Raw genomic sequence first — 14989 nt, forward strand, 5'->3', positions numbered from 1 at the left:
AAAATTCCCCCCTTGATTTTATTATAAGAAAACGAGTCCCTGTTAGGTTACCCAAACACAAATGAACTTTACTACTATATTGGGTTAATAGGATTTTGTCAAACTAGTTGCTTTCTACAAGCAAATGCCTGAAATTTTGTAATTGTTGATGAAAACGATAAATAACAAAAGAAAAATCCCTATTCTGGGATTCTCCTTTTGTTTAGAATTTCTGTTAGTTTTTTTTCAACATATGAAATACTTGTTCTACATCCTTATCGCCACGCCCTGATAAATTCACAATCAAAATATCGTCTTTTGTGAGTTCCTTTGCCAATTTAATTGCATGGGCAACAGCATGAGAGCTTTCTAAAGCAGGGATAATCCCTTCTGTTTTAGATAAAATTTGGAAGGCCTCCAATGCTTCTTGTCCTGTTGCTGTCACATATTCAGCTCTGCCGCTAACCTTTAAGTGGCTGTGTTCGGGACCAACACCCGGATAATCCAGGCCTGCCGCAATGGAATAGGTTGGTTGAGGCTCCCCTTTCTCATCGAGCAAAGTGAGACATTTGAAACCATGAATGACCGCCGGTACTCCTTCTGTTAAAGTAGGAGCTTCCTTTGGTTCTACACCAATCAAACGCACATCTTTTTCGTCGATATAATGAGCAAACGCTCCGATTGCATTGCTTCCACCGCCGGCACAGGCAATAACAGCTGTAGGCAGCTTCCCTTCCTGCTCAAGGATTTGGCGTTTTGACTCTTCACTAATAATTGATTGGAAATGCTTCACCATGGTTGGGTATGGATGCGGACCGACCGCAGAGCCAAGCAAGTAAAAAGTATTTTTATAGTTTTGCACTAAATCCCCTAAAGCTTCATCAACTGCATCTTTAAGGCGGCCCTGTCCTTTCTCGACAGGAACAACTTTAGCACCCAATAATTCCATGCGGAAAACATTTAATGCCTGGCGCTCCGTATCAAGCTTACCCATGTAGATGATACATTCCATATCGAACATTGCACATGCCGTTGCGGTTGCAACCCCGTGCTGCCCGGCGCCTGTTTCGGCGATGATTCTTTTTACACCCATTCGTTTCGCAAGCAGAATTTGTCCAATGGCATTATTAATTTTATGGGCACCGGTATGGTTTAAATCTTCCCGTTTTAAGTAGATTTTCGCTCCGCCAATTTTCCGCGTTAGGTTTTCAGCATATGTAAGCGGATTTTCACGACCAATATATTGCTTTAGGTAAAATTTAAATTCTTCCTGAAATTCAGGATCATCTTTATAGCGCAAAAATTGTTCCTCTAATTGATCCATTACCACTTGGAGATCCTTCGGAATAAAACTTCCTCCGAATTCCCCGAAATACCCTTTTTTATCTGTGCTCAAGCTCGTCATACTCAACTCGTCTCCTTCTCTACTTTTTGAATTATTATACTTTATTTAAGTGAATTTTCCAACTATTTTGGCGTCTGACCCACTACTTTAAGCGTTAAATTAATGACTCTGTTAAACTTGGTTGTTGATTTCCGCTCTAGGCGCATGCGGTTCGTGGGCGGACCGGGGAGCCTCCTCGTCGCTTCGCTCCTGTGGGGTCTCCCCTGCCCCGTACTCCCACAGGACATTGAATTACATCCTCGAATCCGCCCACGCACGAAGAAAATGCGTTAGCATTTTCGAGGAGTCTTCGCGCCTTCCGCTCCAATCAACGTTGCTCAAAAATCATTATTGTCCTTTAACACAGCAAATTAAAAAAGGCATCCCGATTTAATTTCAGGATACCTTTTTACCTTATTCAAATAACGGACTAACTGCTTTTTCGTTATGGATCCGATCAATTGCTTCTGCAAGCAACGGAGCAACGGATAAAACCGTAATTTTATCAATTTGCTTTTCTTTTGGCAGATCAATGGTGTTCGTGACAACTAATTCTTTAATCGGTGAGGCTTCGATTCTGCTAATAGCTGGACCTGAGAGAACCGGATGCGTGCAGCAGGCATAAACCGCCTTGGCCCCCGCCTCTATCAATGCATTCGCTGATAACGTAATGTTCGATGCCGTGTCGACTAAACCGTCAATAATAATCGCATTTTTCCCTTCCACATTCCCAATAATGTTCAAGACTTCAGACACATTGGATTCAGGATTCCTGCGGTCAATTAAGGCAATCGGTGCGTTTAATGGGCTGGCTAGTTTTCTCGCTTTCACCACTACTCCATTATGTGGAGCAACCACGACAACATCTTCCAATTGTTTTTTCATAAAATACTCGGCAAGAATCGGAATACCTGTTAAGTGATCCACTGGAATGTCAAAGAAGCCCTGTTCCTGTGGAGAATGGAAGTCAATGGTAAGTAACCGTGTAGCTCCCGCTTTTTGTAAAAGATTCGCAATCAGCTTCGCCGTAATCGGTTCCCGCGAACGAGCTTTGCGGTCTTGACGGGCATAACTGTAATAAGGCATGACCACATTAATTCTTTTTGCAGAAGCTCTCTTCATGGCATCAATCATAATGAGGAGCTCCATAATATGTTCATTGTTTGGCTGTGATGTAGATTGGACTAAATATACATAACCACCACGGACACTCTCTTGTACATGTATTTGAATTTCACCATCACTAAATCGAGTAGTGGAGTTTTTCCCTAGTTCGCAGCCCAAAAGATCCGCCACTTCATTTGCCAGCTTAGGATTTGAATTTAATGAAAACATTTTAAATTTCTTATGCAGTTGATACGTCACCTTTAATCCTCCATGCTTTGTTTCGTCATTTAAAAACCTTTGTCCAACATCTTATTTTACATGAATTGAAGGAATAGAGATAGCAAATATATTTCACATTTCATTGTTATTTACAAACAAGGCCCTGCTTATACTTGGCATCACCTGAAAAATGCAACTTTTCTCCCTTTTCACTGTTCCCACTTGAAAATTTGCGTGATTCTCCTAAATGGATTGAATGCGCTTACCATCCCTATTATTATTTTAAAATAAAATATTTTTTGACATTTTCATGTAATCCGCTTGTCTTAGTCGGAAATTACTGATACTATTATTGAGGTCAATTTTTGAATTGATGAAATATTTAAAAATTAGGGGGTTTATTAAAATGGGCAAAAAGACAATCATTGCGATACTATCCATGGTGCCTATTGTATTTATGATTGTGGCAATCCCATTTGTTAATCGGATCCAACCGATTATTTTTGGATTACCATTTCTTGCATTTTGGCTCTTTTTGGGGATGATTATTACTCCTTTATGTACCTTTTTGATCTTTCGCCTACAAAAATCAGAAAGGAGTACGGAATCATGAAGGGAAATTTAACTGCATTGGTCATTACAGCTGCCATCGTTTTAGTCGTTGTTTTGATTGGATTTTTATCAGGGCGTGATAAATCAAATAGAAGCTCTGTTGAAGAATGGTCTGTCGGCGGTCGGAGATTTGGGACACTACTCGTTTGGTTCTTAGTCGGGGCGGATCTTTATACGGCTTATACCTTTTTAGGATTAACCAGTACGGCCTATACAGGTGGAAGTTTAGCATTCTTTGCTATTCCCTATACGATCATTGCCTACTTTATTTCTTATTTCTTTTTACCAAAACTTTGGAAATTTTCGAAAAGCCATAAGCTAACGACGCTGGCTGACTATGCAAAAGTAAGATTTGATAGTAAATTTTTATCCTTTTTAATTGCAGCAGTTGGAGTATTAATGTTAATCCCGTACATAGATTTACAGTTAGCCGGGATTCAAGATACTTTAACCGTTGCAGGGACAGGCTTTATCAATGTCAAAGTCGTAGTGGTTTTCTCTTTCCTATTAGTTGCACTATACACCTTTTTTAGCGGAATTAAGGGACCTACTTATACGGCAGTTATAAAGGACATCATGGTTTGGGTGATTATGTTATTCTTGGTTGTCAATCTACCAATCTTACATTTTGGCAGTTGGGGTTCAATGATTCACAAGGTAGCTTCGGATTCACCGCAGTTACTTACCATCCCTACTTCCGGGCCAAAAGGGATTCCATGGTTTCTAACCGCTTCACTCATTTCTGGTTTAGCCCTATTCATGTGGGCACATGCAGCTACAGGGGTCTTTACAGCGAAAAGTGCAGATGCACTAAGGAAAAATGCAATCTTTTTACCGCTGTATAATATTGTGTTAATTTTGCTTATTTTCTTAGGCTTTGTTGCCTATCATGTATTGCCACAGGGTACGAATCCTCGGTTTGCCTTGTTAAACTTAATTCAAGTTTCCTATGGCGGGACAGTTCAAGGCTTAGCTTATGCAACGATTGCACTAGCCTCTCTGATTCCGTGTTCGATTATGGCCATCGGTGCTTCAAACTTATTTGCAAATAACATTTATCGGGATTTTATTAATCCGAACGTGACACAGGCAAAATTAACAATGGTCACTCGTTCGATGGTATTTGTTGTCATCGGTCTGGCGTTAATTTTTGGAATGGTCTTCCCTTCTGCCCTTGTGTCACTTCAATTATTAGGGGTATCAGGAATGGTTCAAATCTTCCCGGCAATTGTGTTTAGCCTTTACTGGAAAAACCAAACGAAAGAAGCCACGATTTTGGGCTTACTCGTCGGATTGATTGTCACGTTCACCGTTTATGCGACCGGAAAGTCTTTTGGTATTTACGAAGGATTCTGGGGATTATTGGCGAATATCATCGTAACGGTCATCGTCAATCCGATGTTTGTGAGTAAAATCAAAAACAAAACTAATCCTATCACGGAAGAGTTATTTGGAATAAACGAGCCGCCTCTCAAATTTAAAAAAGAGGCATAATCTTCTAAAGAGACATCCCAGTAGATTCAGGGATGTTTCTTTTTTTAGGATAATGATTGTTTATAAAGAATAATTCTTCTATTGAAAAGAATCCCTGTGAATATCGATCCAGGGGTTTTTCTCATTTTTTAAGAAATTTTACGCTTGAAATTAAATTTTTAAGATACAACTTAGGAATCACCTCAAAAATGAAACAATATTGTCTATAAAGCGTTACAATTTCTACATGGTATTTTATTCCTAGTTCTGTTAATATCAAAAAGGAAGATAAATACAGTACAAATACATACGAATTGTATCTATAATTTTTATCTGATAAGTAATGATTCTATTAAACTTAAAGGCAGGAACTGAACTATGGATAAAAAGATGATTTTGTTATCTGCTTGCTTTCTTACATTCATGACAGCTCCGATTGCGGCCAATGCAAAAAGCATTGACTCTAAACCTCCAACGGATTCACAAAAACAAATCCAAGATGACTTAACAGCGATTAAACAACAAAAAGTTCTAGTCCAAGAAGAAATGGAAGCAACTGCAGAAAAAATAAAAGCCCTTGATCAACAAATCACCACATCAAAGGAAAAAATTCAAAAAAAAGAAAATGAATTAAAAAAAATTCAAGGGAAAATGAACCGTTTAAATAAAGAGGAAAAGAGAATTACAACCTTACTTAATAATAGAAAACAAGAATTTAAGGACAGAGTTGCTGCGTATTATCGAACAGATGGTGAAATATCATTTCTAAATGTAGTTCTATCTGTTAATAGTTTTGGAGAATTTATCGACCATTTTTTTGCTTATGATAAAATTGTAAACAAAGATAAGGAATTTATTGAAGAATACATCGCAAACCAAAACAAGGTTGCGAGTATCAAAGGTAAAGTTCAATCCTTACAAAAGTCAACGATGGAAGAAAAAGCAGAATTAGAAGAAATAAAAGCAGGACAAGAGAAAAACAAAAAGGAAAAAGAAAAATTATCTAAGTTTCTTGAAAAGAAGAAAAAACAATTAGAAAAAGAAGAACAGGAAAAAACGATCGCCCTTGAATTGTTACAGAAAAAAGGAAAAGAAATTCTAGACCTAATCAATCATAATGGCAGTGAAAATAAAGAAAATGTGGTAAAGATCAATTCGATTATCGCTCCCTTCGTTCCAGATTCCCAAAAGCTTGAACAAGTGACAGGTGTTCCGGCTTCAATTACTTTGGGTCAAATCATTCTGGAAAGTTCGGGTCGTTATAATGGTCTATCCGGACTCGCCTATAAAGCCAAAAACCTATTTGGAATAAAAGGAACAGGCACAGCAGGTTCGGTCAAAGTAGAAACAACGGAATATGTAAAAGGTGAAAAAATCGTGGTCATAGCCGAATTTGCCAAATATAAAACCTATTATGATAGTATGCTAGATCATGCAAATCTATTATTAACTCCTAGGTATCAAAAATATTTAAAAGATGCTACCAATATTGTAGATTACGCCCATGGCATACACGACGCAGGATATGCGACTGACCCGGAGTATGCAAATAAACTGCTTAAAATAATCTACCAGTATGATTTATGGAAGTTAGATGAATTTAATGATTAACATCACCTTCTGAAAAGGGGTTTGAGTAAATTGATTCAGTTTCAAGAAGTAACAAAAATCTATCCCAATGGAGTGCATGCATTAAAAAACATTAACCTGCAGATCTCAAGTGGTGAATTCATCTTGATGATTGGTGAGAGTGGTGCAGGAAAATCGACCCTTAATAAACTGATTACACGAGAAGAAAAATTAACGAGCGGTGAGCTATTCGTTAACGGAATAAAAGTATCAACGATAAAAGAGAAGAGAATTCCGCAGTTAAGAAGATCGATTGGGATGGTTTTTCAAGACTTTCGTTTGTTATCAAAAATGACTGTTTATGAGAATGTCGCTTTTGCCCAAGAAACGATTGGAGTACCGATAAACTTGATTCGTGACAATGTCTTTCATGCTCTAAAAATGGTAGGCCTTGAATCGAAAGTTAATGCTTTTCCAAAGGAATTATCCGGTGGAGAGCAGCAACGGGTTGCTATCGCCAGAGCAATAGTGAACCGCCCAAAATTGATTATCGCGGATGAACCGACTGGAAATTTAGATAGTAAAACGGCATGGGAAATCATGAAGGTTTTTGAAGATATCAACAAACTCGGGACAACGATCCTTATGACCACTCATAATAAAGAGTTTGTAGAACATACCACGAAACGGGTTATTTTAATCGAAAATGGAAGCATTCTTCGTGATCATCAAAGGAAGGTGCGAACAAGTTGAAAAAAGGATCCTACTTGAATCGACATATTAGAGAAGGAATGAATAATTTTAAAAGGAATGGCTGGATGACGGTTGCTTCGGTCAGTTCTTTAACTTTAATGATTTTCCTCATCGGGATTACCTTCTTACTGTTGGTCAACTTAAACCACATGACAACAAAAGTAGAGAAAAATGTAGAAATACACGCCTATTTAAAGGAAATTGATTCCGAGGACGTAAAAATTCTCACTAGTACAATTCAAACGTATGATCATGTTACGTCTGTTACGTTCATTTCTAAACATGAAGGCCTTCAAAGCTTTATGAAAAATTTAGGAGATGAGGGCGCAGCTTTTCAAACATTAAAAAACGATAATCCATTAAATGATGAATTGGTGATTAAAACCGAACAGCCAAAAGATGTAGCAGGTGTTGCCAAAAAAGTAGAAAAATTAGCGCTTGTGGATAAAGTAGCGTATGCTAAAAACGTGGTTGGTCCCCTGGTTACCTCTACAAAAATTGCCCGATTGGCTGGGACCATCTTTATTATTTGTCTCACCCTTGCTGCTGTTCATTCAGTAACGAACACAATTCAAATTACGGTATTGGCGAGAAAAGAAGAAATTCAGCTTAGGAAATTGATTGGAGCTACAAACGGATTTATTCGTCTTCCTTTTTTTATCGAAGGTTCTTTCATTGGATTGCTAGGAGCAATCATTGCAAGCATTCTCATCCTGACAGGATACTATTTTGTTTATCTTTATTTTAGTAGATATATCGATTTGGACTTTATTGAGTTGCTCTCTCCTCTCCCCCTCATTCCGATTTCATGTTTGTTTCTGCTTCTTTTTGGGGTTTTCATCGGAATGATGGGAGCTACTTCATCATTAAGACGAATTTTAAAGGTTTGATTTTTGGATCGAACGAATAAACCTTCTACACTAATTAAAGATACACTTGGATAAAAAAGTGTCATAGATCATAAATTCTGGTCTTTGGCACTTTTTTTTGTCTTTCCCTGCCATTCTGTTTCCTAATTTCCGTTTCACCTATTTGTTAAAAACTGTAACCTGATAGAAAACAATTGTAAACGATTACATTATACGATATACTTTATACAAATTTACTGTTCGAAGGGTGATTACAACATGAGACAATATATTTTTCTCTTGAATGAACCGGTAGGTCCTCGAGAGATTAAAATTGAAGCATCAGGAATGATGGAAGCCTTCAAAAATAGCAAAAGAATTCCGCAAAAAGATCATGGAAAATACAAAGAAAAATGTTGATATGATATTTAAATGTGTAAAATATTAAAATGCAAGAATTTAAGGAAAATAGACTCATTTAAATAAAGAGTTGAAAAAAAGGATCGCCTTCTCGGTGATCCTTTACTTGTTCTTTCCATTATTTTCATTGGTAGCCTGACGGATCGCAGCTTTTTCTTTTGCTGCTTGTGAAACCTGTTGTCCATGATTGGTTGTCGCAGTCTTAGTTGTTGAGGGCTTTGGAGCAGTGTTGGCCACTGGCTTCGTATTTGATGCCCCCTTCCCTGTTGACCCTGTTGCAGTAGAATTTTGACCCGAAGCAGTAGGATGAGTCGCAGGGGCTGCTGAATGAGTGGTCGTTGAGGTTGTTCTAGTGGTTGTATTATTCTTTGGAATTGGTGCTACAACCTTATCACTCTTCTTTGCATTCGTTACAACCGTTTTTGGGGCAGTACTAGGATGTGAAGCTGTGATTTTTACGTCTTTTACAGTCGTTTTTCCTGTTTGAGTTTTTGCTGTTAGAGTCCTCACATTTTTGTCATTTACAGTTTCTTGTGTTGCAACGGTCACCGCTTTATCTACTAGATTCCCAACAGCCATCGTTTTTTGTACTTTCACCGTTTTTTCCGCTTGGTTCACATTATTTGCTGTTTTTTGTGGTTGATTCTTCCCAGTTTTTTCGACATTGTCCATTTGGTCCGTAATTTTTTGGTTCTCAGGCTCTGTTACATCTTTTCCTTGCGTGATTTGTTTTATAGTATCTCCAAACAAGGCATTAGTGACAGAAAACGTAACCGATCCCACTAACACCATCGTGAGTGCTCCTTTAGTCAGTTTATTCATTTGGTTCTCCTCTTATCTTTTTACGCGCAATAGCCTTACAAAATTCGACCAATTCAAAGAGTTTCTGGGGGTATTCGATATAGTCATATTTACTTATTTTATCTCTATTCTTCAAGGTAATTAAACCCAAAAACATAGTCCTTAACCATCAAAAAATGAAAACCTTCTACCCTACCCCCATAATCCTACACCGCCATCCTAACCTTCTGTTGGTAGTCATTTTTTGTCGAAAAAACACTGTCCACTGCATACGGACAATTTCATCAAAAAGTCCACGAACGGTGCCTGTCACCCAACAAAGGAGGAGTTTTATGAATCGAATTTTTAGGTGGATGGTTCGATCGTTGTTTGCGCCTGTAACGGGAAGTGGCGGTGCGGTGGCGAGTACACTTGGATTTTTCTTGGGTTTTATACCTTTATATAGTGCTAGAATTCCATTAATGCTTGCCTTTTCCCTCATTTTCCGTCTTAATATTATTGCTTTATTCTTTGGAACCTTGATTACCATTTTTATTCCGATGGTTCGTCACTTACCGTTCCTAAATTTAGAGGCCATGGAAAGATTTATGAATGACTGGCTAACCTCCACCCTTAAAACAAAAATACAGCTTACCCAATCCATTACAACTGGGATTTTTGGAGGTTTAATCGGACTTTCTTGCTTCTTTTTCTTCCATTGGTTCTACAATTTAGGACTGAAAAAAAATGAGCGAGACCAAGAACACGTTTTTCTTGATCCTGCTAAAAGACGCTGGTCGATTATCATTCGAATGACGACAGGCTTTAGTGTATTCATCCTATTAGTTTCAATGATTTTTATAGATAGCCTTTATACAGATCCAATGTTTCCAGAACTGCAATTGAGTAAAACAGCTGAAACGAGCGGAATTGTTCCTATTAATCAACCCTTAAGTGAAGAACAGTTAGCCGCACAGTTTCAGAAAACGAATCCTTCACCGCTTATTCAAAAAAAGAATAACCAAGGGATTCATCAATCAAGCAAACAAGAAGTATATGGCTTTTACGTCAACTGGGATGAAAACAGCAAAGCGTCTTTCAATAAGCACATCCATTCCATGACAACCATCATCCCAGAGTGGCTTCAGCTCAATTCTGACCTCACCTTAAAGACAAGTACAGACTCGTCTATAAAGGCCGAGGCAAAAAAACACCAAATAAAGGTTCTCCCATTAGTGAATAATTACACCAACAATAAATGGGATGGAGAAACTCTCCATCGGTTATTTACGACACCTGGGGCTGAAGAGCGTTTGATAAACAATTTGTTAGCGTATGTAAGAACCAATCACTTTGACGGGATCAATATAGATTTTGAAGGCGTCCAGCAAAAGGACAAAGCGAATTTAACTGTTTTTATCGATAAAACTTCGAAAGCTTTTCATCAACATGATCTCATGTTCACAATGGATGTTCCGCCAATGAACAATAGTTTTGACTATGCCTCATTAGCCGCTAAAGTTGACCGGATGTTTGTCATGCTTTATGACCAGCACAACTCTACGAGTAAACCTGGACCTGTTGCTCAAACGGATTGGGTAAAAGAGAGTTTAAACCAGCTCCCAATCCCTTCTGAAAAATTAATTGTAAGTCTCGGAAGCTTTGGTTACGATTGGGAGGAAAATGCTAAATGGCCAGCTGAAACCATGACATTCGGGGATATCATGAATCTCGGAATCGGCACCAACCTGCAAATTTTTTGGAATAAACAAGCAGGCAACCCCTTTTTCCGTTACAAAATAGAGGGAAAAAACCATATTGTTTGGTTTTTAGATGGTGCGACCTTTTATAATCAAATGAAAACCGCACTGAATAGCGGCTCAAAAGGAATTGCGGTTTGGCGCCTCGGTTCTGAAGATCCATCAATCTGGAAGTACATCAATAAACCAAAGGAAATGGCTAATCCTTCCAAGACACTAGAAACCCTGGTCAGTCCTGACCCCGTTCACTATACAGGTGATGGAGAGATTTTGAAAATTGCTTCTCCAGCACAAAGTGGAAAAAGAACGATTCAAACTGATTCACAGGGTTGGATTCAAAATGAATCCTATACAAAATTACCAATGCCTTTTGAAGTGGTTCGTTCTGGTAATGTGGAACGGAAGAAAGTGGTCCTGACCTTCGATGATGGACCGGATCCAAAATATACACCAGAAATATTGGACATTCTGAAAAAGAATCATATAAAAGCGGCCTTCTTTATCGTTGGCCAAAATGCCTTGCAACACCCGGAACTGGTGAAAAGGATGTATAATGAGGGCCATGAAATCGGCAGCCATACCTTTACACATCCAAATGTTGCCTCCACGACATCAACACAAACCAAAGTTGAGCTCAATGCAAATCAGCGACTGTTTCAGGAAATTACCGGGCATTCGATGAATCTTTTCCGCCCGCCCTATGTCGCCGATGCGGAACCGAGCACAAGGGAAGAACTGCTGCCGATATGGCGTGCGCAGGAAATGGGTTATACCATGGTCGGTGAAGCCATTGATTCGGAAGATTGGCAAAGACCTTCAAGTAAAGAGATTGTAAAGCAGGTCTTGGATCAACTGCCGGAAGGGAATATTATCTTGATGCACGATGCCGGTGGTGACCGCTCCCATACAGTAAAGGCATTGCCGATCTTGATAAAAGAACTTAAACAACAGGGTTATACCTTTACTACCATTTCAGATCTTATTGGAAAAGATCATCATCAGATCATGCCGCTTGCAGATGCAGACCGACCTTATTTTGTCTATGATCGAGCGATATTTGTGCTCGTACAAGGCTGGCGTTCAGGATTAAACGTGCTTTTCTTTTCCGCAATCGTTTTAGGAATTTTACGTCTGCTGCTCTTTGTTTTCCTTTCCAACAGACAGGTAAAACGGTATAAAAAAACGGAGGTAGATCCTGGCTTTACCCCTTTTACAAGTGTCGTGATTGCGGCCTATAACGAGGAAAAAGTCATTTGCAAAACGATTGACTCAATTTTATCGAGTGACTATCCTGCATTTGAGGTGCTGGTCATCGACGATGGATCAAAGGATGATACCGCTGGTGTGGTTCAAAAAGCGTTTGCTAACCATCCTCGGGTTCGATTAATTAAAAAAAGCAATGGCGGAAAATCCTCCGCCGTGAATCTTGGTTTTAAAGAAGCAATAGGAGAAATCGTAGTGGCACTTGATGCAGATACACTCATTGCCGAAAACGCCATCTCCTTGCTTGTGAACCATTTTAAAAACGAAAAGGTTGCGGCTGTTTCAGGTAATGTAAAGGTAGGTAATAAGGGAAATCTCCTTACAAATTGGCAGCATATCGAATATGTGACCGGCTTTAACCTGGAAAGAAGAGCCTTCGCTGCGCTCAATTGCATTACGGTTGTACCAGGTGCAATCGGGGCATGGAGAAAAACAGCGGTGGAAGAAGCGGGATACTTTCAAGAAGATACACTGGCAGAGGATACCGATATCACGCTCACCCTTTTACGCCAAGGGAAAAAGATTGAATTTGAAGAAAAGGCCTACGCCTATACTGAGGTTCCGGAGGATCTTAAAAGCTTGGCAAAACAGCGTTACCGTTGGGTTTATGGGACCCTGCAATGCCTATGGAAACATCGAGGGGCTTTATTTAATTTAAAGCATCCATCATTAGGATATATCGGCCTGCCAAACATGTGGATATTCCAATATCTTTATCAAACGATCTCGCCGATTGCGGATTTCTTGTTCATTCTCGCCCTTTTTGGCGAGCACCCAGGCAGAGCCTCCATTGGGTTTATCCTGTTTTATGTACTGGATTTCGCTACGTCTCTATACGCATTCAGATTGGAAAAAGAAAGCTCGAAACCATTGGCTTCCTTGTTTCTGCAACGCATCTTGTACAAGCAGCTGATGACGTATGTCGTGATCAAATCGATTTTCGCGGCAATAAAAGGTGTTACCGTTGGATGGAATAAATTAAAGCGCAATGGGAATGTCACCCAGGATGCTTATATGGCGAAAATTGAAGAGAATATGTAATGTAATTTATGAGAAGGTCCTCCCTATTTTGGGGAGGACCTTCTTTCAAATGAATCATTTATTTTTTTTATTATTCTTTTGGTTACTATTTTTCGAACTATTGCTTTTGTTTTTATTATTGCTATTGCTATTGCTATTTTGTTTCTTGTTGTTATTTGAACTTTTCCCCATCCCCATCACACCTCTCGGTAAAATAAGCTTCATTTCGCCTTAGCTCCCTATAGAATATTCATGAAACGTATAATTTTACATTGAATCACTTAAAAAGGGGCGAATGAAAACCGCCTTTTTTTGTCCAAAAAGTTCAGACTAAAATCCACACATGAAAAAAACAGCCAAAAGTTTTTTGGCTGCGTCGCTTTGCTTGGTAGGTCACCAGATATATTACAATCTATTCCTTATCTCCCACAATTGTCTCGCCAATTTTAGGTTTAGTCTCCTGTTTAGACTTATTAGTATCCCTTTCAAACCCAGGCTCCGTGGTACCAGTTGACATTAATGGTTGTTGGATATGATCTTGAACTTTATCATTATTGTCCATTTTTTACCCCCTAACTAGCTTCGATCATTCAGGATAATTAGGTGAACCCTGATCTTCTGAAATTTTGTTCCCTAATTCAGTTGTTTGTTTCGATTTTTCCGGAAAGCTTTGATGTCCAAGTTGAGGAAAAACGGGATCATCTTTCATCACCGCAATAACCTCTGGTGAAAAAGGTATGTTTACTTTTGGTTGATTCTCCGGCACTATATTTCACCTCCAATTTCTATTTTCCTCTATATTTGTAATTTTATTTTCTTATATAAGGAGATTTGATTTTAGTGCCTAAAATTTGTCTTTTGGATAAACAAGCCCAAAGAATTGTTATGGAATTATTAAAGGTAAGATTGGCGAATAAAAGCCCAAAAGTACATTTGAAAAAATAAACCAATAATTCAGGTACTCTCATCGTCTTTTATCATGTTTTTTAAATAGTAATCTAGTAATTCCGGGTATTCCAATATGTCCTTTGCTCCCTGATCACTAAGGCAATAGGTGCCCCTTTTTATACGATCAAACCAGCCATAATAATTTTTTGTTAAGATGGAGGAGGTTTTATCTCCAGACCCCATTTGGAGGAGTGCCTTTGGAGATAAGGGACCAGACTCACGCAGGAAACAGGCAATTTGAATACAATTTTCTTTATAGGCGGTCATAATTTTAGTCCGATTACTACCACCGATATTAAAGTCAGCACTTCGTCCGCTTATTTCTTTCAAAATTGCCGCCCGCTTCCCCTTGCTTTTCCCCCGGCTCTTTTTTGAATGAAATGGTGATGGGTGAAAAATCAGGTCCGCTTTTAAGCCTTTTCCTGAAGGAGAAACAACAATAAGACCTAACTCAAGTCTGCGGATAAAATGACATTTATCTGCCCAACGCCTTGAGTTTAATCGATATTTGGGTTTGGGGATTGCTACATAAACCTGATTTGTTATGCGCTGGCGTTTTGCTGCTTGGATGAGTAAATCAACACTTAACGTGAGCTTTAATTCAATAATCGCAAGCTCCTCCCCTTTCACGGCAACCATATCACAGTCTTTGACTTCACCGTAGACATCATAACCTTCTCGGGAAAAATATTTTTGAATGGGTTTATATAAATCTTTTTCTTGTAATTTCTTACCTTCATTCATTATGTAGTCACCATTTCTATTTTCTATACCTATTATTCTAACATTGAAAAATAAGAAACCAAAATCGTTTATGTAAAAGAAGATAGAACCACCCTCATAGATTTTTCTAC

At 38.6% G+C, this 14989-nt stretch carries 14 protein-coding genes; 7 read left to right on the forward strand and 7 right to left on the reverse strand.

The window, feature by feature from the left end:
* Positions 1-214 precede the first annotated feature (214 nt).
* Entirely contained in the window at positions 215-1384 is a 1170-nt protein-coding gene (gene trpB / locus RCG21_RS19165; RefSeq protein WP_133335379.1) for a tryptophan synthase subunit beta, read from the reverse strand.
* Between the two features lie 393 nt (positions 1385-1777).
* Positions 1778-2728 (reverse strand): ribose-phosphate diphosphokinase, encoded by a 951-nt coding sequence (locus RCG21_RS19170; protein WP_026572934.1) that lies wholly within the window; start codon positions 2726-2728, stop codon positions 1778-1780.
* A 367-nt stretch (positions 2729-3095) separates the two neighbouring features.
* Here RCG21_RS19170 and RCG21_RS19175 point away from each other — a divergent pair, with 367 nt between their 5' ends.
* The 6 genes from RCG21_RS19175 (at position 3096) to RCG21_RS19200 (ending at position 8364) form a co-directional block, all read left to right on the forward strand.
* Positions 3096-3302: a DUF3311 domain-containing protein gene (locus RCG21_RS19175; protein WP_133335377.1), complete on the forward strand. Its 207-nt coding sequence runs from the start codon at positions 3096-3098 to the stop codon at positions 3300-3302.
* The gene (locus RCG21_RS19180) at positions 3299-4795 is read left to right on the forward strand and encodes a sodium:solute symporter family protein (protein WP_133335375.1); all 1497 of its coding nucleotides are present in this window, start codon (positions 3299-3301) and stop codon (positions 4793-4795) included. Before RCG21_RS19175 ends, RCG21_RS19180 begins: the two co-directional genes overlap by 4 nt.
* Positions 4796-5152: 357 nt before the next feature.
* Positions 5153-6385, forward strand: coding sequence for a glucosaminidase domain-containing protein (locus tag RCG21_RS19185; RefSeq protein ID WP_308913615.1), 1233 nt, complete (start codon positions 5153-5155; stop codon positions 6383-6385).
* A gap of 30 nt (positions 6386-6415) precedes the next feature.
* A complete protein-coding gene (ftsE, locus tag RCG21_RS19190) occupies positions 6416-7096 on the forward strand; it encodes a cell division ATP-binding protein FtsE (RefSeq protein ID WP_308913616.1) in 681 nt (226 codons plus the stop codon).
* A complete protein-coding gene (gene ftsX / locus RCG21_RS19195; RefSeq protein WP_308913617.1) occupies positions 7093-7986 on the forward strand; it encodes a permease-like cell division protein FtsX in 894 nt (297 codons plus the stop codon). The genes ftsE and ftsX overlap by 4 nt, the downstream gene beginning before the upstream one ends.
* 237 nt (positions 7987-8223) lie before the next feature.
* A complete protein-coding gene (locus tag RCG21_RS19200; RefSeq protein ID WP_308913618.1) occupies positions 8224-8364 on the forward strand; it encodes a hypothetical protein in 141 nt (46 codons plus the stop codon).
* A 102-nt stretch (positions 8365-8466) separates the two neighbouring features.
* On the opposite strand, the gene RCG21_RS19205 is transcribed toward RCG21_RS19200, so the two are convergent.
* Entirely contained in the window at positions 8467-9186 is a 720-nt protein-coding gene (locus RCG21_RS19205) for a hypothetical protein (RefSeq protein ID WP_308913619.1), read from the reverse strand.
* Between the two features lie 695 nt (positions 9187-9881).
* On the opposite strand from RCG21_RS19205, the gene RCG21_RS19210 reads away from it, so the two are divergent.
* Complete coding sequence (locus RCG21_RS19210; RefSeq protein WP_308914281.1) at positions 9882-13208, forward strand: trifunctional glycoside hydrolase family 18/polysaccharide deacetylase/glycosyltransferase family 2 protein; 3327 nt, start codon at positions 9882-9884, stop codon at positions 13206-13208.
* A 54-nt stretch (positions 13209-13262) separates the two neighbouring features.
* Here RCG21_RS19210 and RCG21_RS19215 read toward each other — a convergent pair whose 3' ends face one another.
* From RCG21_RS19215 to RCG21_RS19230, 4 genes are all read right to left on the reverse strand, one after another.
* Positions 13263-13412 carry a hypothetical protein gene (locus RCG21_RS19215; protein WP_165976278.1) on the reverse strand — a complete coding sequence of 50 codons (150 nt, stop codon included), beginning with the start codon at positions 13410-13412 and terminating at the stop codon, positions 13263-13265.
* Positions 13413-13599: 187 nt separating this feature from the next.
* Positions 13600-13749: a hypothetical protein gene (locus RCG21_RS19220; RefSeq protein WP_165976277.1), complete on the reverse strand. Its 150-nt coding sequence runs from the start codon at positions 13747-13749 to the stop codon at positions 13600-13602.
* 24 nt (positions 13750-13773) lie between these two features.
* Positions 13774-13953 (reverse strand): hypothetical protein, encoded by a 180-nt coding sequence (locus tag RCG21_RS19225; RefSeq protein ID WP_133335365.1) that lies wholly within the window; start codon positions 13951-13953, stop codon positions 13774-13776.
* A 188-nt stretch (positions 13954-14141) separates the two neighbouring features.
* A complete protein-coding gene (locus tag RCG21_RS19230) occupies positions 14142-14879 on the reverse strand; it encodes a DUF2161 domain-containing phosphodiesterase (RefSeq protein ID WP_133335363.1) in 738 nt (245 codons plus the stop codon).
* Between the last annotated feature and the right edge of the window lie 110 nt (positions 14880-14989).

The organism is Bacillus salipaludis, assembly GCF_030938565.1.
GTDB classification, from domain to species: Bacteria; Bacillota; Bacilli; order Bacillales; family Cytobacillaceae; genus Neobacillus; species Neobacillus salipaludis_A.

Excerpts from the sequence above, each read along its gene's own strand:
- trpB (WP_133335379.1), bottom strand. The coding sequence starts at position 1,384 with ATGACGAGCTTGAGCACAGATAAAAAAGGGTATTTCGGGGAATTCGGA.
- RCG21_RS19175 (WP_133335377.1), top strand. The coding sequence starts at position 3,096 with ATGGGCAAAAAGACAATCATTGCGATACTATCCATGGTGCCTATTGTA.
- RCG21_RS19180 (WP_133335375.1), top strand. The coding sequence starts at position 3,299 with ATGAAGGGAAATTTAACTGCATTGGTCATTACAGCTGCCATCGTTTTA.
- RCG21_RS19185 (WP_308913615.1), top strand. The coding sequence starts at position 5,153 with ATGGATAAAAAGATGATTTTGTTATCTGCTTGCTTTCTTACATTCATG.
- RCG21_RS19200 (WP_308913618.1), top strand. The coding sequence starts at position 8,224 with ATGAGACAATATATTTTTCTCTTGAATGAACCGGTAGGTCCTCGAGAG.
- RCG21_RS19205 (WP_308913619.1), bottom strand. The coding sequence starts at position 9,186 with ATGAATAAACTGACTAAAGGAGCACTCACGATGGTGTTAGTGGGATCG.
- RCG21_RS19215 (WP_165976278.1), bottom strand. The coding sequence starts at position 13,412 with ATGAAGCTTATTTTACCGAGAGGTGTGATGGGGATGGGGAAAAGTTCA.
- RCG21_RS19220 (WP_165976277.1), bottom strand. The coding sequence starts at position 13,749 with ATGGACAATAATGATAAAGTTCAAGATCATATCCAACAACCATTAATG.
- RCG21_RS19230 (WP_133335363.1), bottom strand. The coding sequence starts at position 14,879 with ATGAATGAAGGTAAGAAATTACAAGAAAAAGATTTATATAAACCCATT.